The organism is Erwinia aphidicola (genome assembly GCF_014773485.1).
GTDB lineage: Bacteria > Pseudomonadota > Gammaproteobacteria > Enterobacterales > Enterobacteriaceae > Erwinia > Erwinia aphidicola.
Window position 1 is genome coordinate 172,963 of the sequence record NZ_JACXBP010000007.1, and the last position, 25,645, is coordinate 198,607.

General features: G+C 59.7%; 18 protein-coding genes and 6 pseudogenes. All 24 read right to left on the reverse strand.

What is annotated here, in order from left to right; translation table 11 throughout:
* Positions 1 to 38: 38 nt before the first annotated feature.
* On the reverse strand, positions 39 to 584 hold the full coding sequence (tssJ, locus tag ID864_RS17590; RefSeq protein ID WP_048918144.1) for a type VI secretion system lipoprotein TssJ: 546 nt from the start codon (positions 582 to 584) through the stop codon (positions 39 to 41).
* Positions 562 to 1,644, reverse strand: coding sequence for a type VI secretion system baseplate subunit TssG (gene tssG, locus ID864_RS17595; RefSeq protein WP_191150174.1), 1,083 nt, complete (start codon positions 1,642 to 1,644; stop codon positions 562 to 564). The genes tssJ and tssG overlap by 23 nt, the downstream gene beginning before the upstream one ends.
* Positions 1,608 to 3,362, reverse strand: coding sequence for a type VI secretion system baseplate subunit TssF (gene tssF / locus ID864_RS17600; RefSeq protein WP_191150175.1), 1,755 nt, complete (start codon positions 3,360 to 3,362; stop codon positions 1,608 to 1,610). The genes tssG and tssF overlap by 37 nt, the downstream gene beginning before the upstream one ends.
* Before the next feature lie 37 nt (positions 3,363 to 3,399).
* Positions 3,400 to 4,995 carry a type VI secretion system protein TssA gene (tssA, locus tag ID864_RS17605; protein ID WP_191150176.1) on the reverse strand — a complete coding sequence of 532 codons (1,596 nt, stop codon included), beginning with the start codon at positions 4,993 to 4,995 and terminating at the stop codon, positions 3,400 to 3,402.
* The gene (locus ID864_RS17610) at positions 4,992 to 8,396 is read right to left on the reverse strand and encodes an ImcF-related family protein (RefSeq protein WP_191150177.1); all 3,405 of its coding nucleotides are present in this window, start codon (positions 8,394 to 8,396) and stop codon (positions 4,992 to 4,994) included. Before ID864_RS17610 ends, tssA begins: the two co-directional genes overlap by 4 nt.
* Entirely contained in the window at positions 8,380 to 9,519 is a 1,140-nt protein-coding gene (locus ID864_RS17615) for a hypothetical protein (protein ID WP_191150178.1), read from the reverse strand. Before ID864_RS17615 ends, ID864_RS17610 begins: the two co-directional genes overlap by 17 nt.
* Positions 9,516 to 9,773 (reverse strand): PAAR domain-containing protein, encoded by a 258-nt coding sequence (locus tag ID864_RS17620; RefSeq protein ID WP_191150179.1) that lies wholly within the window; start codon positions 9,771 to 9,773, stop codon positions 9,516 to 9,518. Before ID864_RS17620 ends, ID864_RS17615 begins: the two co-directional genes overlap by 4 nt.
* Before the next feature lie 21 nt (positions 9,774 to 9,794).
* Complete coding sequence (locus ID864_RS17625; protein WP_191150180.1) at positions 9,795 to 12,257, reverse strand: T6SS phospholipase effector Tle1-like catalytic domain-containing protein; 2,463 nt, start codon at positions 12,255 to 12,257, stop codon at positions 9,795 to 9,797.
* A complete protein-coding gene (locus ID864_RS17630) occupies positions 12,245 to 12,775 on the reverse strand; it encodes a DUF3304 domain-containing protein (RefSeq protein WP_191150181.1) in 531 nt (176 codons plus the stop codon). The genes ID864_RS17625 and ID864_RS17630 overlap by 13 nt, the downstream gene beginning before the upstream one ends.
* Before the next feature lie 255 nt (positions 12,776 to 13,030).
* Complete coding sequence (locus ID864_RS17635) at positions 13,031 to 13,561, reverse strand: DUF3304 domain-containing protein (protein WP_191150182.1); 531 nt, start codon at positions 13,559 to 13,561, stop codon at positions 13,031 to 13,033.
* 252 nt (positions 13,562 to 13,813) lie between these two features.
* Positions 13,814 to 14,338: a DUF3304 domain-containing protein gene (locus ID864_RS17640; protein ID WP_191150183.1), complete on the reverse strand. Its 525-nt coding sequence runs from the start codon at positions 14,336 to 14,338 to the stop codon at positions 13,814 to 13,816.
* Positions 14,339 to 14,595: 257 nt separating this feature from the next.
* Positions 14,596 to 15,126 (reverse strand): DUF3304 domain-containing protein, encoded by a 531-nt coding sequence (locus tag ID864_RS17645; protein ID WP_191150184.1) that lies wholly within the window; start codon positions 15,124 to 15,126, stop codon positions 14,596 to 14,598.
* A 159-nt stretch (positions 15,127 to 15,285) separates the two neighbouring features.
* Positions 15,286 to 15,525 (reverse strand): annotated as a pseudogene (locus ID864_RS17650) (DUF2235 domain-containing protein); the annotation flags it as partial.
* On the reverse strand, positions 15,513 to 16,109 hold the full coding sequence (locus ID864_RS17655; RefSeq protein WP_191150185.1) for a DUF3304 domain-containing protein: 597 nt from the start codon (positions 16,107 to 16,109) through the stop codon (positions 15,513 to 15,515). The gene ID864_RS17655 and the pseudogene ID864_RS17650, both read right to left, overlap by 13 nt.
* A 160-nt stretch (positions 16,110 to 16,269) precedes the next feature.
* Positions 16,270 to 16,509: pseudogene (locus ID864_RS17660) on the reverse strand (DUF2235 domain-containing protein); the annotation flags it as partial.
* Positions 16,497 to 17,094, reverse strand: a pseudogene (locus ID864_RS17665) (DUF3304 domain-containing protein). The pseudogenes ID864_RS17665 and ID864_RS17660, both read right to left, overlap by 13 nt.
* Before the next feature lie 158 nt (positions 17,095 to 17,252).
* Positions 17,253 to 17,492: pseudogene (locus tag ID864_RS17670) on the reverse strand (DUF2235 domain-containing protein); the annotation flags it as partial.
* Positions 17,480 to 18,088 carry a DUF3304 domain-containing protein gene (locus ID864_RS17675; protein WP_191150014.1) on the reverse strand — a complete coding sequence of 203 codons (609 nt, stop codon included), beginning with the start codon at positions 18,086 to 18,088 and terminating at the stop codon, positions 17,480 to 17,482. The pseudogene ID864_RS17670 and the gene ID864_RS17675, both read right to left, overlap by 13 nt.
* A 153-nt stretch (positions 18,089 to 18,241) precedes the next feature.
* Positions 18,242 to 18,475, reverse strand: a pseudogene (locus ID864_RS17680) (DUF2235 domain-containing protein); the annotation flags it as partial.
* Positions 18,463 to 18,993, reverse strand: a pseudogene (locus ID864_RS17685) (DUF3304 domain-containing protein). The pseudogenes ID864_RS17685 and ID864_RS17680, both read right to left, overlap by 13 nt.
* A 257-nt stretch (positions 18,994 to 19,250) precedes the next feature.
* A complete protein-coding gene (locus tag ID864_RS17690) occupies positions 19,251 to 19,805 on the reverse strand; it encodes a DUF3304 domain-containing protein (protein WP_191150015.1) in 555 nt (184 codons plus the stop codon).
* Positions 19,778 to 20,542 carry a DUF4123 domain-containing protein gene (locus ID864_RS17695; protein ID WP_187499317.1) on the reverse strand — a complete coding sequence of 255 codons (765 nt, stop codon included), beginning with the start codon at positions 20,540 to 20,542 and terminating at the stop codon, positions 19,778 to 19,780. Before ID864_RS17695 ends, ID864_RS17690 begins: the two co-directional genes overlap by 28 nt.
* Positions 20,539 to 22,920 carry a type VI secretion system Vgr family protein gene (locus tag ID864_RS17700; protein ID WP_191150016.1) on the reverse strand — a complete coding sequence of 794 codons (2,382 nt, stop codon included), beginning with the start codon at positions 22,918 to 22,920 and terminating at the stop codon, positions 20,539 to 20,541. Before ID864_RS17700 ends, ID864_RS17695 begins: the two co-directional genes overlap by 4 nt.
* Entirely contained in the window at positions 22,917 to 25,571 is a 2,655-nt protein-coding gene (tssH, locus tag ID864_RS17705; protein WP_191150017.1) for a type VI secretion system ATPase TssH, read from the reverse strand. The genes ID864_RS17700 and tssH overlap by 4 nt, the downstream gene beginning before the upstream one ends.
* Between the last annotated feature and the right edge of the window lie 74 nt (positions 25,572 to 25,645).

Consider the following 25,645-nt stretch of genomic DNA (forward strand, 5'->3'; position numbering starts at 1 on the left):
GTTTTATTTCAGATGCCATGCCTGCGGGAAAGATTATATTACTCCTTCTTAACAGGCAGCAGGCTCAGGCTGTTTTCGCTCGCTTCAAGCACGCGCGCATTATCCGGGTCCAGCGCTTCGCGCTCCAGCACCTGCTGCCAGCCACTCTTCGCCAGGTCCGGCTGGCGGAACAGGCCGACGACCGCGACAAACTGCGCTTCCGGCTCCATCGGCATATTAAGGTTAACCGCGCCGCCGGGGCTCAGCACCAGGTCGCGGCTGGCGAGGAGATCGGCACCCAGCAGCGTGTCGCCATCGGTCGCTAACTGCTGGTAGACCAGCTTGTCGAAGGCTTTACGATCTTTCAGCTGATAAACGCGGATCACCACCGACTGCGGGCTGCTATGGTTTTCGCGCGCGTCGGTATTCAGTGCCTCACGCGCGATAAAATCGAGGTGCAGCACCTTAATCTTTTTATAGAAGATGGACGATACCGCCGAGCGGGTGCCGTCAGAGACGCTCTGCGTCAGTCCGCAGCCGCTCAGGCTGATGGCCAGTACCGGCACCAGCCAGCGGGTAGATTTAGTCAAACTGGTAATTAACACGCTTATTTCCTTGTACGTGCAGGGTCGGTTGCAGGCCGCGATAGCTGCCAAGTTCGGTGGTAAAAGTTTGCGGGACGTCGTCGGGAATATTCCCCACCTCCACGCCCAGCACGCCGCTCATGCCGAGCCAGAACGGCGCCTCGCCAAGCGGCATCACCGGCAGCAGCGCGGTGCTGACGGTCAGGCGAATCTTCGCCTTAAAGCGCCAGCCGAGATAGACGCGCAGCATCACCAGGAAATCCTGATACAGCTGGCCGTCCGGCTTCCAGCCCTGCGCTTCGCTCTCGCTGTCGGTGAACAGCTCGATCAGCAGCTGGCTGCTGGTGTCCATCACTTCATCGCCCAGCGGCGCGTTGCCGTCCAGCAAAAAATCCTGCTCGCCGTAAAAGCCGAGCGGCTGGCTGATTTCAATCGGGCGCAGGCAGTACGGGCTGACCCGCGCCTGCGTCTCCGGCGCCAGCAGCTGCACCAGCGCCTGCACGCCCTCCTGGGTTTTTGCCGGCTGGCGCAGCACGCCGAGCAGCGCCAGAAAGCGCGAAACCGGGGTGGCGATATGGCTGGCGGTACCGGGAATACCTAAGCCCACCAGGCCCAGCAGCGACTGAGAAATCGTGTCCGTCCCGCCGCGCTCGAAGGTGGCGGGATAGGAGTATTTGCGCCAGATGCGGTAGAACTGCGTCAGGATGCGGTGGCTGAAGATATCCAGGAAATCCTGCAGCGCCTCGTGCCCTTCGCGCCGCTGGCTGATGTCGTCAAGGTAGGTTGTCGGCAGCGGGGAGTCTACGCCGTAGACGCCCATAAAGGTGGTGCGCACTTTGGGTGCCGCCGCGTCATCTTCACTGTATTCAACGCTTTTCAGCTCGCTGGAGGGAAAGCCCATGCCCGGCCACGGGCTGAAGCGCACCGCATCATCCTGAGGACAGGCGGTGCTGCCGAGCGGCGGCCTGTCCGGATGCTGTTTTTCCAGCAGCTGACAGAAGCGGTAAAAGTTCATCCGCGTCAGGTCAGCTTCCATACGCGGGCTCAGCCGGGAATGCGGCGGTTGTGTTTCTCTTGCCATTCCAGGCGCTCTCCGGTGGGTTGCAGGATAATAACCAGGCGGTTAAACAGGTAAATGTCGGTATACAGCGCGAAAAAGTGGCTGAGCATCTCGCCGAACAGGCAGATGTCGCCGTGCCCGGCAAAACCGTTGCTGTCGAGCGTCACGTCAATCTGTACGCCGCGCAGCAGATAGCCCTGCTCGAAGCGCTCGGTTTCGCTGTGGCTAACGTCGAGGATCGCCTCCAGGCGGCGGCGGTTCATCTCGCTGCCGGTCCACTCGTACAGCGCCAGCGTGCCGCGCAGCACCTCGGCATTGTCCATCATCGACAGGAAGTTGCTGCCGAGGTGGCTGAGCACGCGCCAGTGGAAGCGGTCGCGATCCGGCGGATAACAGGGCAGCGTTGGCGCACAGAGGTTGCGCACCTCGACGCGGGTCGAGCTGGTGATGATAGCGGTATCCAGCACCGTGCTCTGCAGGGCGCGGCGCGGCAGCTGGCCATTGGTGCCGGTCAGGGTTAACGACAGGCTTTCGTCACCGGGCACGCTGTGGTTATCAAAGGCTTCACCGCCGAGGATAAGCCAGGTGTTGTGCAGCCCGGAAGCCCCACGCCGCACGCGGGAATGGTAGTAATATTCCGGCGCCTGGTGGCGCATCATCCCGCCCTTGTGGCGGAAGCTGGAGAACGGCACGTAGGTGTGTTGGCCGGAAGACATAACCGAGTCGACGGAATAAATTTCGGTATGACCGTCCTGCACGCGCATCGGGCGCAGCAGGTATTCGGTCTGCAGCGAGTTAAGCGTCAGCGGGTCGGACTCCAGCGGGAAGAGGTTAATCACCGGCGCACAGTGCAGCCGCAGGTGTTTCTCGCTGAAGGTAAAATCATGCTCCCAGCGCTGCGCCAGCACCACGTCGATTTCGAACCAGGGCAGCTCAGCAGGCAGCGCGATATGCTCCAGCCCGCGCAGGCCGGTGAACATAAACTTCTCGCGGAAGGTAAAGTACTCCAGCAGCAGCTGATAGCCGCTGAAGCTGCTGTTGCCCTTTGGCCACAGCCGGTCATCTTCACCAAATCCCAGCGCGGTGAAGCGCGCATCGAGCGGGCGGCGCTCCGGGTCATCCGGCAAGCGTAGCCAGATGCTGGCGCTATTCAGGGTAAAGGCTTCATGCATTGCGCAGGCCAGCGGCGCATCGGCATTGAGATATATCGGGATCAGGCTGAGGTCAACCCTGCTCCAGTCGGCCAGGCTGCTGCAGGCAAAGCGCAGGCGCACCACCGAGCGACCGTCCGGGTCGGTGGAGAGCGTGGCCCGCTCCAGCGCCAGCGGCTGCAGGCTGATTTCACGGGTGGTGGTGTAGCGGCAGCGGGTCGCTTTCTCGCCGATTGGCCGTGACAGCACCTCAAAGCCCTTCGCGATAGCCATTTTCTCTTTCATCTCGCGCCAGTCGGGGCTGAACTCCACCACCGACATCGACGGAATGGTGCGCAGGTAGTGCGGCCACAGCAGCGTGACCAGCCCTTCCGTCAGCTCCGGAAGATCGTCGTCCAGCTTCTCGCGCAGGCGGCCCATCATAAAGGCGAAACCTTCGAACAGGCGCTCAACGTAAGGGTCGCGCGCGCCGGACTTGTCCAGGTTCAGCAGCGCCGCCCGGTCCGGGTGGGCGCGGGCAAACTCTTCACCGGCTTCAAGCAGGTAGCGCATTTCAGCGTCGTAATAACGCAGGGTTAAGTCGTCCATAATAAAACCTGAATAAGGGGTGTATCGGAGGAAGTCATTAACTGCAAAGTACCGCCGCACGCGCCGGGTCAAGGCTGATTAAGCCACTCAGCAGCGCGTCCATTTCCGGCTGAATGCGGGTTTTGTCCGTTTCGCTGCGCGAGGCTTTGATGCGCAGCAGCTTTAACCGCCGCGCCCGCACCTCAAACAGCAGGGCTGGCGACCAGTGCTGTAGCGTCAGGGCCTGCGCGTTGCTGTCCAGTTCACCGAGCAGGTGGAACGCCAGATCGTGACGGGCGTACTGCTCCGCCACCCGCGCCATCAGCAGGCGCATCAGCCACTGGTCGCGCAGCGAAGTCATGCCCGGGCGCGACTGTAGCCAGCCAAACGCGGCTTCAATGCCGTCGCTGTCGGCCAGCGCCAGCAGCTCCGGCTCCAGCAGCAGCACCTCTTCATCACTGTGCGATGCCGCTGTCACCGCCTCCGCCCCCCAGCCGCCCGGGTTATCCATCACCTGCTGATTGATCCAGTTCAGCGTCACTTCATCAGCAAATGGCGTACCGTCGTTAAACGCCAGCGCCTCCAGACCCGGTAGCCGCGACAGCAGCCCTTGCACATCGCGGCAGAGAATATCGGCACGCGCGCTGTCGGCATCCAGCTTCGCCAGCGCCTGCCAGGTGTACCACTGTAAGTCCAGCCACAGGTGGTTGACGCCCTGGGCATACAGACTGTCGGCCTGCTCCAGCAGCTCCATCCAGCTCTGCTGCAGGTAAAGGCGCTTGAGGTGAGCACGGTGATCCGGCTTCGGCGGTGCGAGGCGGGTGCGTCCGCTGGCATCAAGCGGCGGCAGCTCGGTCAGCGTATCCCAGCGAATGCTTTTCATCAGGTGATGCCCGGCCAGCCAGCCGCCGGGCTGGTCGCGCAGGTAGCCCGCCAGCATTTTCGCCTGGTCGAGCAGATCGCGGCCGGAACTTACGGCGGTCATCAGCGGGGCGGCGGCAGAGGGTGCAGCCACGGGCGCAGCGTCATCGCGGCTGGTCTGCGGCACCATGCTGTCTGCCCCGCCGCTCTGCGCCAGGCGGTTTTCCAGCGCCACGCACAGGCCGGTGAGCTGCGGACGGTGTTCTTCGGCAAACGGCTGCATCGCCTGCTGCGCCAGCAGCAGCGCGCCGGTGATACGCTGCATGGCGGCCATATCCACCTCCGGGTAGAGCGACAGGCTGTCGAGCACGCGCCCGCTGCCGAGCCACTCCAGTGCGGACGTGCGGCTGCGCTCGCGCTGTGGGTGCAGCTGCACGCCGAAGCGCTGCAGCATCGCGGCCAGCAGCTCCAGCCCTTCCGCCAGCCCGGCCTCGCCGTCCTGATGCAGACGCGCCCAGATGTAGAAGGTCACCACGCGCAGATCCTTGCTGGCCGTGGTCAGCAGCTTCTCCGCCAGCTGGCAGATCAGCGCGGTATCAATGCCTGAGAGCTTGTTGACCTCTTCGCGTATGCGCTGAAAGTCATCATCATAGCCGGGCTCGTCTCCCGTTGGCTGCGGCTCACTCAGCGGCAGCAGCCAGGCGTTCCAGTCATCTGCCCGCGCCTGCGCCAGCTGGATCAGCGCGCCTTCTTCAGCGCGGCAGGCGGTGACTAAGTTTTGTAAGGTTGTCATTCAGATTCTCCCTCAGGGACGGGTGGCTCATCATCATTGCCCGCAAGCGCCTGGGCCGCCTGCGCGGCATCAACGCTGAATATCTCCTGCGGCAGGGTAAAATTACGCAGCTGCAGCAGCTGTAACGGGCCGCTGCCGAGCTGTGAGCGCAGTACCCACTGCAGGGTGCTGCCGTCCGGCGTGCTGAAGCTCATCATCCACTCGCCGCGGTCGAGCTGGCGGCGTTTGCCCTGCTCCAGCCAGCGGATAAGCCCCCAGGTGCCGCTGTAGTCGCCAAACAGCCTGGCTCCCGCGCTGGCGGTGCTCCAGGTCAGCAGGGTTCCGGGCTTGAAGGTGTCGCCCGGCCAGCGGAAGGTCTGCCACTGCGCCATCTGATTGAAGTACTTCTGCTGCTGGCCGTCGATGGTCAGCTGGGTCTGCACCACCCCCGGCGCCGGGCGCGCCTGCAGCTCAAAGCTGATGCCCTGGCTGCCGTCGGTGAACAGCACGTCCGACAGCTGGCTGAGCTGGTTGAGCGCTTTGATAAACGCCGGGTTAAAGGTCAGCCCCTGGCTGTTGGTGCGGTCCGCCACCCACTGGCTGCCCTCCTTGTGCAGCACGCCGCCCAGCTCCGCGCTGAGGAAGCGCTCAATGCGCCCGCTGTCCTTGCGCAGAAACTCGGCCAGCATCGGCAGCGAGGCGTCGTTATTACTGGCGGCAAACGGGTAGCGCCCGTCAAAGGCCCCGTGCCACAGCGCCACCACCGAGCGCGCCCATTTGTCATTCAGGCTGGCGGCAGACGGCTGCAGCACCGTCTCCCACGCCTGGGTCAGCGGCTGCACGAACATCGTCTGGCCGAAGCCGCTCCACTCCTCGCCAAGGCTGGCGGCAATCAGGCTGCCGTACTGGCGGGTGTCGGTCAGGTCAACGCTTTTGCCCTGAAACACGGATTGCGCCAGCGTCTGCATCATCTCCTGCGGGTCCGAACTGCCCGCCACCTGCTGCAGGCGCAGGCGCACGCGGGTGATGCGCGTCAGGTACGTCTGCAGGCTCAGGCTGTCGTCGCCGGACAGCGCATTTGCGGCTTTGTTGCGGCCCATCAGCGTCAGCAGCGGGCCGAAGGTCTCGTCAAGCGGCCCCTGGGGACCGGCGGCGCCCTGGTCAATCACCGGTTTTTTGCTGCTGCCCACCAGCTCCTGCGCCGATTTCATCAGCGAGTCCGCCAGCGCCTCGCTCTTCTGCCCCGCCTGCCCCTGCCACGCCAGGGTGTTCATCAGCGCAATCAGCGGCGACTGGCGCACGTCGCTCATCAGCGTCAGCTGGTCGGTTACGTCGGCGATGTTGGCCGCCGGGTTGAGGCGCAGGCCGTTGAGGAAGTTGAGCCAGCTGCCGGCAAAGTCGGTAAAGTAGCGCCGGGTCAGCCGCTCCTTCAGCGCTTCCGGCGACAGGTCGGCGGTCACGCGCGAGCGGCTGTCGCTCAGCACCCAGTCAATCTCATCGCGGCGTGATTTGGCCGCGCTCTCAATCGCCTGCTGCACGCCGCCCTCCCACGCCTGGCGGGTAAACATGCCCGGCACGATCTCATCGGTGGTGAACAGGCGGCGGGCGTCGGTACCGTTGGTCATATCCTCCAGCGTGACGTCGGCAAAGTTGCGGCGCACTGATTTCAGCATATTTTCATACAGCGTGCTTTCGGCGTTGCGGCGGCCTATCTGCTGCAGCAGCACCTGGCGGGTCTGGCTGACCCGCTGCGGGTCCGGGGTGATTTTCCACTGCGGCTGGTGCGGCAGCTCGCTGATGTAAAACGCCCAAAGGTCCGGCGCCAGGCTCTGCCACAGGCCGGGCGAGATGCCGTTGCGGGTCGGCTGCACCGTCTTCATCACCTGCGCGTAAAATGCGCCGTCGACCTTATCCGGGCGCGCCATCATCAGCCACGCCTTCAGCTGGTCATAGCCCGGCCGGGCGCGCTCTGCACGCTGCGGGCTGTTGGGCGGCAGGTCGGCCAGCGCGCTTAGCTGCTGCTGCAGCGCGGCGCTGGCCGGGTCGCGCAGCAGGCGGTTATTTGCCACGCCGTACCACGGCATCATCGCCTCCAGCAGCGGCGTATTGTGGTCGAGGCCGAAGCGCTGGTACCACGGCGAGCCATCCTGGTGGCGGTGTTTAAGCAGCCCGGCGTCGTTGCGCAGCGCATGCAGGGCGGTAAGCTGGCGGTCGGACACCGCCGGAGCCTGCACCAGCGCGCGCGCCTTCTGCGCCACGCTGACAATCTGGCTACGGTTAAGCGCGAAGGAGAGCAGTAGCCCGGCGCCCCACAGGCCGATAAGCGCCATCAGCGCCCAGGCCAGCGTCTGCTGCCACGGCAGGCCGACGCGGCGGCCGGACTGACGGCGGCAGGCAGCCACAATGCCGCCCCAGCCATTAGAAAGGATCAGCGCATGATCGTGGCGGGTGGCAACGTCACGGGAGGACGGCTGGCTGAACATCAGGCCGCGCAGCGGAATGCGCGCCTGCTGGGTGGTCAGCCAGCGGCTCAGGCGCTGCTGCCACTGCAGGCTTGCGCCCTGCTCCAGCTCGCTGCCCAGCCGCAGCAGGAAGTCATGGGAGAGGTGTTGCGCAATCTGTGCCATGCCCTGCTCACGCAGCTGCGGAACCAGGCTGTCGAGCTGCTGGCTGACCTCTTCCGGCCGCGCGCGCGCGGAAAACAGCGCGCCGACCGTCTGCTGCTCGCGCCCATCCTGCGGCCACTCGCTGCCGCACAGCTGCCACAGCCAGACCGGGGGCTGCCAGCGCAGGGCCTGCGAGATATTCTCCAGGCTGCGCAGGCCGTTATCCTGCATCTGCGGGGTCATCAGCTGGCCGTCTGCCAGCACCCAGACAATGCCGTCCAGCGGGCGGCCGCGGCGCAGCTGGCGCAGCGCGGCGAGTTTTTCGTCGTCCGGCGCGGCGCTCAGGCTGCCACCGTCAATCAGCACGGTGCGCTGCCCTTCCAGCCACTGCTGCTCATGCAGCCCGGGGACCAGCGCGGCGCGCGCGGCATCGTCGCCGACGACCAGCAGCAGGCGCACTTTGTAGCGCCAGAGCAGGTGGTAGCGGGAATGGAGGTGTTTTTTTAGTGATGCAAAAACCGCTTCACGCCTGCTTACTTGTGCCGCTTCGGGTTTGCGCGATGCCGGCGGGTTGACCTTGTCTTTTATCAGCAAACGAAAGGCCATAAACCCCAGCACCATCAGGCTGAGTGCCATGCCCCAGACGATAAAGCAGGCGGCGATAAGTGGGCGCAGTGCATCCCATTCCGTTGCCCGTTCGGTACCCCACAGCCACCATCCCAGCCCGCCCAGCAGTACCAGAAGGGTGACCACGGCGATGCAGACGGTGGCCGTGGCTGCCACAGAGATGGCAGCAGGTTTATTGACTTTGTCCATCAGGTTTTACGATTCCAAGTGCGAGGGTATTCATCGGGTCGCGGGCTATCCAGCCACACGGTTGTTGGTGATGTGCGGCATAAATGGCCGCCAGCGACAACACGGTCAATGCTTCCATACTGCCGATATTGCCCCAGATAACGTCCTGCAGGTGCTGGCTGACGTCCCAGCCGCTGTGCGCCAGCGCGTCCAGATCGGGCCGGGAGAATAGCAGGCAGGCTTCAGGAGGTTCTTTCAGATCGCTCTGATCCAGCGCACGGGCGCAGACGGCGGGCAGAGCATCTCCGTTTTCGACAGAGAAAGCTTCACCGCGCGTCAGCTGTACCGGGCCATTCCGCCCGGCCAGCCACAGTACTGCAGCTTCCCCGGCGGGCAGCGCACTGCCAGATTGCGCCTCGACCGACTGACAGCCTGCGATCAGCATCGTGTCATCAGGCTTGGCCTCTGCCAGCCCGCTGGCGATTGCCGCCAGGCTGGCTTCCCCCTGCCAGATTGCTGGCTGGGACGGCAGCAAAACATCGGGAAAGGTCGCCGCCATCAGCGTTTGAAATGCCTGCCAGCTCTCCTGCGTTCCCTGCCAGTAGCAGCGCAGCGGAGCAGTGAGCGCACTATCCTTGCGCTGCTTTTGCCATTCGATCACCAGCAGTTCCGCAAGGCGCTTTTCACGTGCGGCAACATGGGTGGCGGAGATATGCGGCATCCGCACTACGCTGCCACCCGCCTCTTTTTTCTCTTCCGGCTGGCGCTGTTGACGCTTAAGCACGCGCAGCCAGTCGGCAGAAAGCAGACCCGCCGGCCCCAGCAGCACCACCTCCTGCAATGCGAAGGGCTGGCGATGCTGCCCCCACCACTGCTGCTGTTCATACGCCACCAGCTGCTGGTAGTAAGCGGCATTGTGCATGCTCACCCGGTAGTAGAGCAGCCGAATCAGCCAGCCTGTCCCGACCAGAATCAGTGACAGCAGGATAACGGCGACCATCGGTGAGGTTTTTCCCCCGGTCGAGGGCAGCAGTGCGCTGGCGCCACCGCTGAGCAGCACCAGCAGCGCAGCGGCCGACAGCCAGCGAGCATTGACGGGTGGGCGAGCCATTTTATAAGCGGGATAGTCAGGAACCGGCCTCACTGGGCGACTCCACAGTCAGGGAAGGAGCTGACCAGCGTGCAACCGCAGGCGCAGCGGTGGCCATGCAGCGCCACCGGCTGGCCGTCAACTTTAGTCAGCGAACTGCCTTCGGCGATGGTAGTCATGCCGTGTTCGTTGCAGCTTACCGGGTCGCCTTTGCAGGCAAACCCCAGCCCAAAGCACTGATAGTGACCGCCCAGCACCTTACCGCCGTATTCCCGCAGCGTGTCCCCTTTGCGGATGACTTTACTCATCGGATGCTCCTTTCCTTTGTGTTAAGCGATTACCGCCTGGGCTTTCTCCAGCCAGCTGGCCGGGATCGCCGCTTTAGCCTGCGCCAGCTGCTGTTCTGCCACCACGGCTTTTTGCTGAGCGACGACCACACCTGGCTCTGTGGTAAATGCCCGCAGCTGTTCGCCACCCGGCAGCTCAGGTATCGGTTCCCGGGTGATGCGGTCAAGCACTTCGACCTCCAGCGAACGCAGCGCGCCGGTCGCGGCCAGCCCTGCCAGCATTCCGCCGGTGTTTTTTTGTTTGAAGCTTACGATTACCCCGGTGGCGAGGGTGGCAAAGCCCACCAGGTTCCCGGCGATCACCAGCGGCGACAGGGACTTATTGCACTTATCGGCGAAGTAAATCATGCGGTAGCGGAAGTAGCCTGCCCACATCTCACGCGTGCCCAGCGTTGAATGCATAAACCAGGCGCGCGAGTCGTGTACCTGGTCGTCAAACAGCGCCCTGACCAGCCCGGAAGACTGCTCCGCGTTGCTGGCCTCACCCGCTTTAGGAAAGAGAATGTCGAGCTTCGCCTCGCCGTCGGCTTTAATCCGCCGGTACTCCTGCGGCTCATCATCGGTGTTCATGACAAACATCAGCGGCTGCAGTACGGTATCCAGCACCAGCTGCGCCAGGTTATCCGGGATGCGGTAGCCGTCATAGTAATCCTTACCAAACTCCTTCGCCGCTTCAAACAGCTGGGGCTTGGCCATATCCGGGTCGTAATCTTTTATGCCCGGCTCATACACCAGATCATCCATTTGATCTGGGGGCTGGTCGGCTAACTGTTGCTCCCGACGACGGAGCACCTCATCCTGCTTTTTATCCCGTTCCTCTTTGCCTGCCTTACGTGTAGCAGGCAGCGCCTGGGTCTCGGTAGCGTCTTCATAAAACCGTTTGCCTATCATGCTTCCTTTGGCATAGCGGTCAATGCGCCAGGCCGTGATCCACGCAATTTGATTGTCGACCAGTTTTTCCAGACTGCCGCTGGCGCGAGGTGGGGCATATTTGGCGGCGTCTTCTGGCGTGATTGCTGCCGGGGAACTGAGGCCGAGGGTGAGTTCGCGCCAGGCGTTGAAGCGATTGACCAAAGGAAGATCGGTATCAAACTGTTTGATAAGGTCAGGGAACATAGCTCGCCATGTATCCTTTTTAAGAACTTCCGGAAGTGAGTCCACCGGTACTTTTAGCGGTGCTCCAGCGGAGAAGGCTGCAGCATACATTTCGTTTAACGCTATTTGTGACAACAACAGACGGTCATCGAGAGGGTCGCCGAGTTTATAATCGGCGGCCAGCCCTTTCCCCTGGTCCCTGGGTGGATAACCACCGCCAATATCGGAGTGCATCCCCGGATAAACCACCTCTGTGGCATAAGGCGGATACTTGCCGTCCGCCCGGCGCACCGAGTCAAGCGGGAAGCAGAGCCGCTGCTCGTGGCCGGAAACCAGATGCACGCATTTCTTGATCAGCCCTTTGAAGGTTTTATCATCCGGCAGCTCCATGGTGTCATCAGCCCAGGACATATGCCCCTCGGCAACCGGTAGCACATGCGCCACCCCGACAGAAGCCACGGTATCCAGCAGGCCGAGAAATTCGATGCTGATTGGCAGCTGATACTCACCAATCTGCAGGCACTGCGGCGGCGCTTCACCCTCTTTCACCGGCGGTGGCAGCAGTTCACTGAGCCAGCGCACAAAGGCGCGCGCCGCCGCGGCGCCGCGTGAAAAGCCGTAGATATACAGCTTGATATCTAACAGCTTCGGCTGGCCTACGCCCGGCGACATCAGCAGCGGTTTCAACTGAGGGGCTAACTCCGTTAGCAGGCGGTTAAACTCCTCATAGCGGTTATGACTGCCGCCAATCCACAGCCGGCTCCAGCTGGTACCCATCTTGCCGATGGATTTGCGGCTTTCTCCGGTAGTCAGCCATCTTTCAGTGGCAGTAAACTTCAGCACATCAACGATACGCAGCAGCGCCCAGTTAATACGCTCCTCGCCCATGGTTGCGCCCACCAGGCCCATGGTGGAGTAGTCAAGGTCCCCCACCTCCGGGAATGGCGTGCCTACGCCGGGCATATAGAACTTAAAGTATTTACCGCCGCTGTCAGCTGCTGCATCCAGCGGAACCTCTTTATTGTTACTAACACCGCCGGCCGTGCCGTCGCCGATGGCGGCGCGGAACAGGCGGGCGATATTGGTCGGGTGTTTTGGGTTGGAGAGTACAAAATCATTGTTAAGGTTATTGCCGGTGCCGTCAAAAAACAGGCTGATATGCAGCGATTTACAGCACGGTGGCTCCACGCGCTGCCCGGCTGCCAGGCACAGTTCCTGGCGATAGTTACGTTCGCTGCTGTTCTGCTGATGGCAGTGCTGCCCGACTATCAGCGGCTGAGTAGGCAGGCGCCCCTGCGCCGGAAACGGTGGCGGGCTCCACGCCAGATCGGTATCGGTTACTTCGGACATACTTTCGGCTCCTTCATCCTGATGGGCTCTTTTATCGGGTAGTTGGCATTTTTTGGCGACCAGCAGCTGGTTGTCACTTTCACTTCATCGCAGGGCAGAAAATGCACCGTGATTCCGCAGGTATCCTGACCGTTATAGTCGGGGAGAGGCACGGTTTTGCTGTGCTGGCGTTTTTGAGCATCAATGTTTTTTATCCAAGCATTGTATTTAGCTCTGTCTGCAAATCCGGGAAAACCTGCCGATGAGCCCTGCCCCGTTTCCCAGTCAATACGCACCATCATCCCCGGCTTCCACCGCGCGGGGGAGCTGTAACAGCAGCCCCCTCCTCCCCCTTGATATGGGCCTATCCCATCTATTCCCGACTGGCCGTCGACGCTAAAGTTATTGACCGCCCAGTGGGTATGGTTGATCGCCTTTATGGTGCCACCACCGCCGCCACGGGCCTGAGCGACTGGCTGCGAGCAGCCGGATAACAGCAAGAGTCCCGCCAGCAGCGGGCTTAACAACGTGACTTTCATCTGACTTTCCTTTTGTTTTGGCTTCCGGTGTTACTGCCTGAAATCATTTAACCCTGCCCACCTGCGATGAACATGGCTAAATCATTTTTTTACTCTCCCTGTTGATAATAAGAATGACTGAATATTCCGGCGGTATATTTAATGGTGATTTAATTCTAGCGATGTCGGGATTGAGGTTATTACCTGCCCCGTTAAAACAGGCTGATATGCACGTTTAAAAGCACGGCGGCGGGCTCCATGCCAGATCGGTATCGGTTACTTCGGACATACTTTCGGCTCCTTCATCCTGATGGGCTCTTTAATCGGGTAGTTGGCATTTTTTGGCGACCAGCAGCTGGTTGTCACCTTCACTTCATCGCAGGGCAGAAAATGCACCGTGATTCCGCAGGTGTCCTGACCGTTGTAATCGGGGAGCGGCACGGTTTTGCTGTGCTGGCGTTTTTGAGCATCAATTTCTTTCTTCCAAGCTTTGTATTTAGCTCTGTCTGCAAATCCGGGGAACCCTTTGGACCCCCCAACTCCCGTTTCCCAGTCAATACGCACCATCATTCCCGGCTTCCACTGAGCCGGGACGCTGTAGCAGCAGCCCCCGCCGCCACCCTGATACGGGCCGATAATATCGATGCCCGACTGGCCGTCGACGCTAAAATTATTGACCGCCCAGTGGGTGTGGTTGATGGCCTTTATTGTGCCACCACCGCCGCCCCGGGCCTGAGCGACGGGCTGCGAGCAGCCGGATAACAGTAAGAGTCCCGCCAGCAGCGGGCTTAACAACGTAAGTTTCATCTGAATTTCCTTTTGTTTTGGCTTCCGGTGTTACTGCCTGAAATCATTTAACCCTGCCCACCTGCGATGAACATGGCTAAATCATTTTTTATTCCCCCTGCTCAAAAGAATGACTGAATATTCCGGCGGTATATTTAATGGTGATTTAATTCGATAGATATCGGGATGGAGGTTATTCCCGGTGCCGTCAAAAAACAGACTGATATGTACGTTTAAAAGCAAGTGGCGGATTCAACGCCAGATCGGTATCGGTTACCTTGGACATACTTTTGGCTCCTTCATCCTGATGGGCTCTTTAATCGGGTAGGCCGGGCTGCCGTAGGTGTAGCAGCTGGTGGTGACCTTTACCTCATCGCAGGGCAGAAAATGCACCGTGATACCGCAGGTATCCTGACCGTTGTAATCGGGGAGAGGCACGGTTTTGCTGTGCTGGCGTTTTTGAGCATCAATTTTTTTCTTCCAAGCTAGATATTTGTCATCATTTCCAAATCCAGGGAATCCATCCGTGTCTCCAACACCCGTTTCCCAATCAATACGTACCATCATTCCCGGCTTCCACTGAGCAGGTGTGCTGTAGCAGCAGCCCCCGCCGCCACCCTGATACGGCCCGATAATATCGATGCCCGACTGGCCGTCGACGCTAAAGTTATTGACCGCCCAGTGGGTGTGGTTGATGGCGTCAATGGTGCCGCCGCCCCGAGCCTGAGCGGCGGGCTGCGAGCAGCCGGATAACAGCAAGAGTCCCGCCAGCAGCGAGCTTAACAACGTGAGTTTCATCTGACTTTCCTTTTGTTTTGGCTTCCGGTGTTACTGCCTGAAATCATTTAACCCTGCCCACCTGCGATGAACATGGCTGAATCATTTTTTTACTCTCCCTGTTGAAAATAAGAATGACTGAATATTCCGGCGGTATATTTAATGGTGATTTAAGTCTAGCGATGTCGGGAATGAGGTTATTCCCAGTGCCGTTAAATACTGTCCAATATACGGCGATTTACAGCACGGCGGCGGGCTCCACGCCAGATCGGTATCGGTTACTTTGGACATACTTTCGGCTCCTTCATCCTGAGGGGCTCTTTAATCGGGTAGGCCGGGCTGCCGTAGGTGTAGCAGCTGGTGGTCACCTTTACCTCATCGCAGGGCAGAAAATGCACCGTGATACCGCAGGTATCCTGACCGTTATAATCGGGGAGAGGCACAGTTTTGCTGTGCTGGCGTTTTTGAGCATCAATGTCTTTCTTCCATGCAAGATATTTCTGCCTGTTCTCATAGCCAGGAAAATCCATTGAATATCCTATCCCCGTTTCCCAATCAATACGTACCATCATTCCCGGCTTCCACTGAGCCGGGACGCTGTAGCAGCAGCCCCCGCCACCGCCCTGATACGGCCCGATAATATCGATGCCCGACTGGCCGTTTACGCTAAAGTTATTGACCGCCCAGTGGGTGTGGTTGATGGCGTCAATGGTGCCACCGCCGCCGCCCCGAGCCTGAGCGGCGGGCTGCGAGCAGCCGGATAACAGCAAGAGTCCCGCCAGCAGCGGGCTTAACAACGTGAGTTTCATCTGACCTTCCTTTTGTTTTGGCTTCCGGTTTTACTGCCTGAAATCAATTAACCCTGCCCACCTGCGATGAACATGGCTGAATCATCTTTTTTATTTGGCTATTACAGAAAAAAATAAATGTTCTACATTCCATTTATCTATGCGAAATTATTTAGTTCGATAGATATCGAAATTGAGGTTATTACCGATACCGTCAAAAAACAGATTGATATGCAGGGTCTTGCAGCACGGCGGTTCAACAATGCGGTTGGCGGCAAGGCACAGTTCATCGTGGTACTTCTGCTCCTCGCTGTCCTGCTTGCGGCAGTTTTCACCCACCAGCGCAGTCTGTGATGGTAGCCTTCCCTGCTCAGGGAACTGCGGCGGATACCAGGCCAGATCGGTGATTATTTTGGACATACTTTTGGCTCCTTCATCCTTAAAGGTTCTTTAATCGGGTAATCTGGATAATCATAACGAGAGCAACTGGTGGTGACTTTCACCTGGTCACAAGGTAAAAAATGAACAACAATGCCACAGGTTTTTTGGCCGGTGTAGTCAGGGAGGGGAACCGTTGCGGAATGCTGTTTGTTCATGGACTTTATTTTTTGAAACCGTGCGCGATGTTGTAAAGCATAATTATCCCAAGCTTGATCTCTTTCTTTTTCTGACATTCCCGCAGTTTTCGGTTGCTTAGGAAGTGGAATGTCAGGCACATCGCTCGCAAAAGCTACTCCAGTTACCCAATCAACCCTGACCGTCATTCCCGGCTGCCACTGTTTCGGCACGCCGAAGCAGCAACCGCCCCCCCCACCCTGATAGGGCCCAATGACATCGAGGCCAGACTGTCCGTTAACACTAAATTGATTGATCGCCCATTTGGTATGGTTGATGGCCTCAATGGTGCCACCACCCCCGCCCTGGTATTCCGCCTGGGCACTCTGCTGACCGCATCCTGCCAGCAGCAATATGCCGCACAGCACGCTGGATATTCTTAATCTCATTACGCTCTTCCTTTTGTTTAGGCTTCCGGTTTTACTGCCTGAAATCATTTAACCCTGCCCACCTGCGATGAACATGGCTGAATCATCTTTTTTATTTGGCTATTACAGAAAAAATAAATGTTAAACATTCTGTTTATCCATTCGGCAATTATTTAATCCGATATAAATCAACATTGAGATTATTGCCGGTGCCGTCAAAGAACAGGCTGATATGCAGGGTTTTGCAGCACGGCGGTTCAACAATGCGGTTGGCGGCAACGCACAGTTCATCGTGGTACTTCTGCTCCTCACTGTCCTGCTTGCGGCAGTTTTCACCCACCAGCGCAGCCTGTGATGGTAGCCTTCCCTGCTCAGGGAACTGCGGCGGATACCAGGCCAGATCGGTGATTATTTCGGACATACTTTCGGCTCCTTCATCCTTAAAGGCTCTTTAATCGGGTGGCGCGGATTACCATAATCAGCGCAGCTGGTGGTGACCTTCACCTGATCACAGGGAAGAAAATGCACGGTAATCCCGCAGGTTTTCTGGCCGGTGTAATCAGGGAGAGGTACGGTGAGCAGGTGAGTTTTACTCAACGCTTTAATTTTTTGAAACCATTTCTGCCGTTCTTCAAAATATTGCATGGCTTTCAAATGTGCGTTTTTCGCGTCCAAACCATTGAAATTGGGTCGTTTAGGTTCTGGAATTTCTGGAACATCGCTTGCACTTGCGACTCCTGTTACCCAATCCACCCTAACCGTCATGCCCGGCTGCCACTGTTTTGGCACGCCGAAGCAGCACCCCCCCCCCACCACCTTGATAAGGACCAATTGAATCAAGACCGGACTGCCCATTAACGCTGAACCAACTGATTGCCCATTTGGTGTAATTGATAGCCTCAATGGTGCCACCACCACCGCCCTGGTATTCCGCCTGGGCACTCTGCTGGCCGCATCCTGCCAGTAGCAATATGCCGCATAGCACGCTGGATATTCTTAATCTCATTACGCTCTTCCTTTTGTTTGGGCTTCCGGTTTTACTGCCTGAAATCATTTAACCCTGCCCACCTGCGGTGGACATGGCTGAATCATCTTTTATTTGGCTATTACAGAAAAAATAAATGTTAAACATTCTGTTTATCTATTCGGCAATTATTTAATCCGATATAAATCAACATTGAGATTATTGCCGGTGCCGTCAAAGAACAGGCTGATATGCAGGGTTTTGCAGCACGGCGGTTCAACAATGCGGTTGGCGGCAACGCACAGTTCATCGTGGTACTTCTGCTCCTCACTGTCCTGCTTGCGGCAGTTTTCTCCGACCAGCGCAGCCTGCGTCGGCATTCTTTCCAGGCCGGGAAACTCTGGTGGGTACCAGGCCAGATCGGTGATTATTTCGGACATACTTTCGGCTCCTTCATCCTTAAAGGCTCTTTAATCGGGTGACGCGGATTACCATAATCAGCGCAGCTGGTGGTAACCTTCACCTGATCACAGGGCAGAAAATGCACGGTAATCCCACAGGTTTTCTGGCCGGTATAGTCAGGTACCAGCACGTGTCGTGAATGGGTTTGACTAAGTGTTTTTATTTTTTTATACCATTCACGGAGTGCTTCAGTATATTGGCTAGCTTTTAAATCTGCCGTTTTAGCATCGAGATTATTCAGACTGGGACGTTTGGGTTTAGGTATATTGGGTACATCACTGGCATATGCTACACCTGTTGTCCAGTCTACTGTTACCGTCATTCCCGGCTGCCACTGTTTCGGCACGCCGAAGCAGCAACCGCCCCCCCCACCCTGATAGGGCCCAATGACATCGAGACCAGACTGCCCGTTAACACTAAATTGATTGATCGCCCATTTGGTATGGTTGATGGCCTCAATGGTGCCACCACCGCCGCCCTGATATTCCGCCTGGACACTCTGCTGGCCGCATCCTGCCAGTAGCAATATGCCGCACAGCACGCTGGATATTCTTAATCTCATTACGCTCTTCATTTTGTTTAGGCTTCCGGTTTTACTGCCTGAAATCATTCAACCCTGCCCACCTGCGATGGACATGGCTGAATCATCTTTTTTATTTGGCTATTACAGAAAAATAAATGTTCAACATTCCATTTATCTATGCGGAAATTATTTAGTTCGTTAGATATCGAAATTGCGGTTATTGCCGGTGCCGTCAAAAAACAGGCTGATATGCAGCGATTTACAGCACGGCGGCTCCACGCGCTGCCCGGCAGCCATGCACAGCTCCTGGCGGTAATTACGTTCGCTGCTGTTCTGCTGATGGCAGTGCTGCCCGACCAGCAGCGGCTGGCTGGGCAGGCGCCCCTGCGCCGGAAACGGTGGCGGGCTCCACGCCAGGTCGGTGATTATTTCGGACATACTTTCGGCTCCTTCATCCTTAAAGGCTCTTTTATCGGGTAGGCCGGACTGCCGTAGGTGTAGCAGCTGGTCGTCACCTTCACTTCATCGCAGGGCAGAAAATGCACCGTGATTCCGCAGGTATCCTGACCGTTGTAGTCGGGGAGAGGCACGGTTTTGCTGTGCTGTCGTTTTTGAGCATCAATTTTTTTCTTCCAGGCTAGATATTTTTCTTCATCTGCAAAACCGGGAAAACCAGCTCACGAACCTTGCCCCGTTTCCCAGTCAATACGCACCATCATTCCCGGCTTCCACTGAGCTGGGACGCTGTAGCAGCAGCCGCCACCACCGCCCTGATACGGCCCGATGATATCGATGCCCGACTGGCCGTTGGCGCTAAAGTGATTGACCGCCCAGTGGGTGTGGTTGATGGCGTCAATGGTGCCACCGCCGCCGCCCCGAGCCTGAGCGGCGGGCTGCGAGCAGCCGGATAACAGCAAGAGTCCCGCCAGCAGCGGGCTTAACAACGTGAGTTTCATCTGACCTTCCTTTTGTTTTGGCTTCCGGTTTTACTGCCTGAAATCAATTAACCCTGCCCACCTGCGATGAACATGGCTAAATCATTTTTTTACTCTCCCTGTTGAAAATAAGAATGACTGAATACTCCGGCGGTATATTTAATGATGATTTAATCCGACAGGCATCGGGAATAAGGTTATTGCCGGTGCCGTCAAAAAACAGGCTGATATGCACGTTTAAAAGCACGGCGGCAGACTCCACGCCAGATCGGTATCGGTTACTTCGGACATATTTTCGGCTCCTTCATCCTGATGGGCTCTTTTATCGGGTAGGCCGGGCTGCCGTAGGTGTAGCAGCTGGTAGTCACCTTCACTTCATCGCAGGGCAGAAAATGCACCGTGATTCCGCAGGTGTCCTGACCGTTGTAATCGGGGAGCGGCACGGTTTTACTGTGCTGTCGTTTTTGAGCATCAATTTCTTTCCTCCAAGCTTTGTATTTAGCTCTGTCTGCAAATCCGGGGAACCCTTTGGACCCCCCAACTCCCGTTTCCCAGTCAATACGCACCATCATTCCCGGCTTCCACTGAGCCGGGACGCTGTAGCAGCAGCCCCCGCCACCACCCTGATACGGGCCAATAATATCGATGCCCGACTGGCCGTTGACGCTAAAATTATTGACCGCCCAGTGGGTGTGGTTGATGGCGTCAATGGTGCCACCACCGCCGCCACGGGCCTGAGCGACGGGCTGCGAGCAACCGGATAACAGCAGCAGTCCCGCAGCTAAAACGCAGAATGTGATATGTATCAGACCGTTTCTCCGCCGGTATGCCATTTTTTTACCACCCAGGCCTCGCGTGCATCATCCAGAACAATGCCCAGTTCCGTGGCTTCTACCATGCCCTGATAACAGTGTGAGAACAGTGCCTGCTGTGATTCATAAACCCCTGCCGGCGGTGCACAGTGTTCCAGCAAAACCATGACATCACAGACGCACATCAGGCGATCCAGCTGGCGGTCGCTAAGATCCGTTTTCTGGCTTTTCTCACCGCGTAGCGGAGGTTGACCGATTCCATTGATAGCGCATGAGCTGCCATCCATATCCTGCCATGCCCAGAACAGTACGGGTCGCAGTAAAGCGTGCTGCTGCTCAACGGTGAGCACGTGGGAAAAAAGCAGCGGGAAGATGCGCGTATCGTAAAAGCGTAATATCCCGCCCCTGCCTTCCTGAGTAATATCGATGCACTGCGTTAGCCAGCCTGCCAGGGAGGCAAAGGGCCACGCTGAGCACAGCAGCAACAGCGGGGCCTGAGCGGCGGCCTGCTGGCTGATCTCCTGCAGCCACTGCATCTGTTGAGCATCATCAACGGTAACGCGCGCAATTAGCGGCGCTTCATCGACAATAAATCCTTCCGGCAGCCCGTGATATAGCGACTGCCATTCTACTGAAAGTGCATTCAGCGCAGGGATAACGCCAAAGTCCAGCCCGGCCTGATCGACGATGATATCCAGATGATCGTTGCCCGATGCACGACAGGTCGCGGCCACTTCTTCAATCCACCTCGTGGTCATTTTATCTCCCTTGGCACGAAGCCCTGCGCAAGCTCCTGCGCTCTTTTCAGGCACTCTTTACACACCGATGTCGGTAATTCCGGCAGCGGGAAGTCCTCGCTGGCCGGGCCTTGCAGATCGTGCTGGCCTTTCAGGCTAATGAGTCCCGGCCCGTGGATATTCACTTCGCCCTGCGGCGTGATGCGTATGTAAGCCCCGCCGCAGCCCAGCGTGATGCCGTTTTTGGCCGTCAGCTGCAGGTGCCCCTGGGTTGACTGAACGGTAACGTCTTTCAGCGAAGTCAGTGACAGCACATCGCCGTGCGACTCAATCTCCAGCGGACCTTTGCCAGACACCAGGCGCATACCTTCGTTTTGAGCCAGTAGAGAGAGGGTCTGGCTGGCGTTCGCCGAGAGATGCTGCGCACTGGCAATGCTGACCTCGCCGATGCTCTGCAAATGCATGCCGTTGCCGCTGTGCAGCAGCATGGTCTCCGGGGTGACGGCACCCAGACCTTTTGGTGCGCTCATTAACATCATTGGTGCTTTGAGTTTGTCTGCACTGCTAACCAGTTGTTTCAGGCCGCTGGTGTCCGGGCTGTGGTTGTGGTGGGTCTGAGTAATGCTGCCCCATTCAGTTATCTGATTCAGCGCACCTTTCAGCAGGCTGATAGCCGGCGCCATCTCCAGCTGCTGGCCCTGTGCCTTCTGCTGGCCGTCGGCGGTGATAAACAGCCCTTTCTCCGCACGGAGGCTGCCCCAGCTGTCGCTGCGCAGCTCGAACCCTTCGCCGCGCTTCTGCTTCTCGCTGTCCACCAGGTGGCCGAGATTAAGCTGGCTTTTGCCGCCGTACTCGGTGCTGAGCTTGATATGCTCCTGGCCCGCCGTATCGTCGAGGCGCAGCTTATTGTTCTTCGGCGTGCGCAGCACGTTGCGCTTGTAGTTGCGGATGGTGACGTGGTCGCCGTGCGCCGAGTCGTGCAGCACCCCGGCAATGTACGGGCGGTCCGGGTTGCCGTGCTCAAAGGCTATCGCCACCTCAGTACCTGCCAGCAGCGGCAGGTGCAGGCCGTAGGTGTCGCCCGCATAGGGGCGCGCCTGGCGTACCCACAGGCTTTCAAAGCCGGTTTCCCAGCCCGCGCGGTCAAACAGCATGTTGACGCGATAGCGCCCGTCGCGGTCAATATGGCCGTAGGCGTCGTTCACCGTGGTACTGGTGACGCGCGCCGGCAGGGTTCCCGCCATCACCGGGTGCGGCAGCGGCACCGGGCGGAAGCCGTAGCGGCTGTTAAGCGGGATGCCGTCAAAGGCGGTTTCAAAGCTGCGGTCGCGCCGCGCGGTGCTGACGATGGCGGTGACCAGCACGCCGCTCTGGAATACCTCACTGACGTCCTCCCCGCCGCTGACCTTCAGCTCACTGCCGGGGGCCAGCGCCGGGCAGCTGGTCACTGCCGCCACCCGCGTCTGGCCGTTCAGGTAGCGTTCGTGGCGCAGGCGGGCGTAGAACGCGCCGCTCTCCGGGGCCGGGTTATGGCTGTAGCCGTCGCCCGGCGTCAGGTAGTTGTCCGCCCAGCGATAGGACTCACCGTAGGTGGTGTCGTCGCCGCCGGTGACGTCGGCCTGCACGTTCATATCTTCGAGGGCGTTGCGGTAGTTGTAGTCGCGCCCGCTGACGCTTTTCTCCACCACCGCAAAGCGGCTGGCGAGGTCCCACACCGAGTCGCTGGCCGCGTCGTGCATGCCGGAAGGCGGCACGGCGGGCAGCGTCAGCCCCTGTACATGGCCCTGCCTGCCGTCGTAAAACTCCACCACGTCGATGTGCAGGCGGGTGTCGGTGGTGAAGCGAAACCAGATGCCGACCTCGCCCAGCAGGCGGGTAATAAACGCCAGGTCGTCCTCGCCGTACTGCATCACCTGCTCGCGGCGCGGGTACGCGTTGTTGAGGGTGAAAACAAAGTCCTGGCCGCGCATCCCGTGGCGCTCGCGCAGGATTTTTTCCACAATCTGCGGCACCGACATATCCTGATAGATGGCGTTCTGACGGCTGCGCGACAGCAGCGCCAGGCGCGGCTGCAGGGTGACGGCGTAGTGGGTCTGGTCGGCGCTGGTGCTCAGGCGCTCAAAGCCGGTCACCACGCCCTGCACCACGCGCACCGGCTGCTGGATCTTAATGCCCCAGCCCTGGTCAACCGGGGCCTGCAGGGTCAGCGAAGCCGCTTTCATCAGCATCGCCTCGCGGGTGATGGCATGGTCGGCGCTGGTGAACTCAATGCGCCAGCGGAACGGCTCGCTCAGGCGATCCTCCCCCTTAAACGCCAGCACGTCGGGCTGGGACTGACAATCACGCACCGCCAGCAGGTGGTGACTATGGCTGAAAAAAGAGATCGGGTTTTTGCTCATGATTCACTTTCCTCTGTGTTAGCAAATTCCAGCACGATGCCTTCCTCGTCGTGCCAGTCGAACGTCAGCCGCTGCGGCTTCTGTTTTGCCGCCATCTGCAGCAGCAGCTGCTGGCTCAGCACCGGCAGGATCTGCTGGTTCAGCAGGCTGTCGACGTTGCGCGCCCCGGTGTCCGGCAGCAGGCACGCGGCGGTCAGCGCCGCTGACAGGCCGTCGCCCACGGTGGTTTTCAGGCCGTAGTGGCGCGCCAGGCGCTGGCTCACCTGGTTGAGCTTCATGCCAACGATGGTGCGCATCGCTTCTTCGGTCAGCGGGCGGTAAATCACCGTCTGAAAGCGCGCCAGCAGCGCGGGCTGGAAGTGGTCGCGCAGCGTCGGGCGCAGCAACTCCTGCAGGTCCGCTTCCGTGGCTTGCGGCTGCTGCTCCAGCAGCTGCATGATGGCGTCGCTGCCGAGGTTGGAGGTCATCAGGATCACGGTGTTGCGAAAATCGATTTCGCGCCCCTCGCCGTCGCGCATAAAACCGCGGTCAAACACCTGGTAGAACAGGTTCAGCACATCGCGGTGCGCCTTCTCGACCTCGTCGAGCAGCACCACGCTGTACGGGCGCTTGCGCACCGCCTCGGTGAGGATGCCGCCCTGGCCGTAGCCGACGTAGCCCGGCGGCGAGCCCTTCAGCTGCGAGACGGTGTGCGCCTCCTGGTATTCGGAGAGGTTAATAGTTATCAGCGACCTCTCACCGCCGTACAGCACGTCCGCCAGCGCCAGCGCGCTCTCGGTTTTGCCGGTGCCGCTCGGACCGACCAGCAGGAACACCCCCTGCGGCCCGTTCTCAGCGGTCAGACCGGTTTTGGCGGCGCGCAGGCGCCGGGCGATGGCGCTGAGCGCGGCGTCCTGGCCGACCACGCGCCTGCCGATTTCCTCCTCAAGGCTCAGCAGCTCGCTCTGCTGGTCCTTCATCAGTGAGGAGAGCGGCACCCCGGTCCAGTCGGCAATCACGTTGGCAACGGTGCGGGCATCGACGTCGACCTGAATCAGCGCGTCCTGCTGCTGCAGCGCCGCAAGCTGCTGCTGAACGGCGGCAATCTGCGCCTGCGGCTGCTGGTTCTGGCGGCTGCTTATCAGCTGCTGCGCCACTTCCTGCTGCGCGGCAAAATGTGCTTCCTGCTGCGCGCGCTGGCCTTCCAGCCCGCTGCGGATAGTGGCGATGGCGGCAAGGCGCTCGTCGTGCTTATCGCTGCCCGCGGCCATGTCATCGCGCAGGGCCTGCTCCTCCAGAGTCAGCGCGGTAACGCGCGCGTTCAGCAGGGTGATGGCCTCCGGCACGGTGTCGAGGCTCATGCGCACGCGCGCGGCGGCGGTATCCAGCAGGTCGACCGCTTTGTCCGGCAGCTGGCGGCCCGTCAGGTAGCGGCGCGACAGGGTCACCGCCGCTTTTACGGCGTCGTCGCTGATGTGTACGCCGTGGTGCTGCGCGTAGCGCGACTTCAGGCCGCGCAGCATCAGACAGGCAGTCTCATCGTCCGGCTCGTCGACTTTCACCATCTGGAAGCGGCGCTCCAGCGCGGCGTCCTTCTCGAAGTACTGCTTGTACTCGCTCCAGGTGGTGGCGGCGATGGTGCGCAGTTCGCCGCGCGCCAGCGCCGGTTTCAGCAGGTTGGCGGCGTCGGCCCCGCCCGCCTGGTTGCCCGCGCCGATAATGGTGTGCGCCTCGTCGATAAACAGCAGCACCGGGGTCGGCGACTGCTGCACCGCCTCAATCACGTTTTTCAGGCGCTGCTCGAACTCGCCCTTCACGCCCGCCCCGGCCTGCAAAAGACCGAGGTCGAGGGTGCGTAGCGAAACGGTTTTCAGGCTGTCCGGCACGTTACCCTGCGCAATGCGCAGCGCCAGCCCCTCGACCAGCGCGGTTTTGCCGACGCCCGGCTCGCCGACCAGAATCGGATTGTTCTTGCGGCGGCGCGAGAGGATATCGACCATCTGGCGGATTTCGCTGTCGCGGCCAAACACCGGGTCGATGCTTCCCGCCTGCGCTTTGGCGGTGACGTCGAGGGTGAATTTGTCCAGTGCGGCCTGCAGCGCCTCGCTCAGCGCGCTGCCGTCATCCGGGGTGACCTGCGCATCCACCTCGCCCAGGGTTGATGGCGCCTGGCTCAGGCTCTCCTGCTGCTGCACTTCCGGGCGCTCGTCGGACTGCGCGTCCAGCAGCGGGCGCAGGCGCTCCAGCTGGGGGCGCGTCAGGCTCAGCAGTGGCCACAGCCCTTCGCAGCCGACCAGCGACGGCTTGTCGGTCAGTGCCGCCAGCAGGTGATGGCTGCGGATGTGGGCATCGTCATCCTCCAGCGAGGCAATCAGCCAGGCCTGCTTAATCAGCGCCAGCAGGGAGTCGGCGAGCTGCGGGCGGGTGCGCACCGAGCGCGGCACGTTGTCCAGCCAGCACAGCAACGCCTGCCAGATGCCGTCCATGTCCCACTCGTAGCGGCGCGCCAGTACGGTGATGTCGCCCTCACCCTGCTCCAGCAGCTTGAGTAGCCAGTGCTCAATGCGGATTTCACTGTGGGCGCGGGTCTGGCACAGCGAGGCGGCGGCCTCCAGCGCGCGGGCGCAGAACGGGTTTAAGCGACGTAGCAGGACGGCTGACTGGTTTTCCATATCGGGTTCTCTCTTCCGTAGTTAATCAGGTTCGGACACGCTACCGCCCGTCGCTGTTCCTTTCAGTCAGGAAC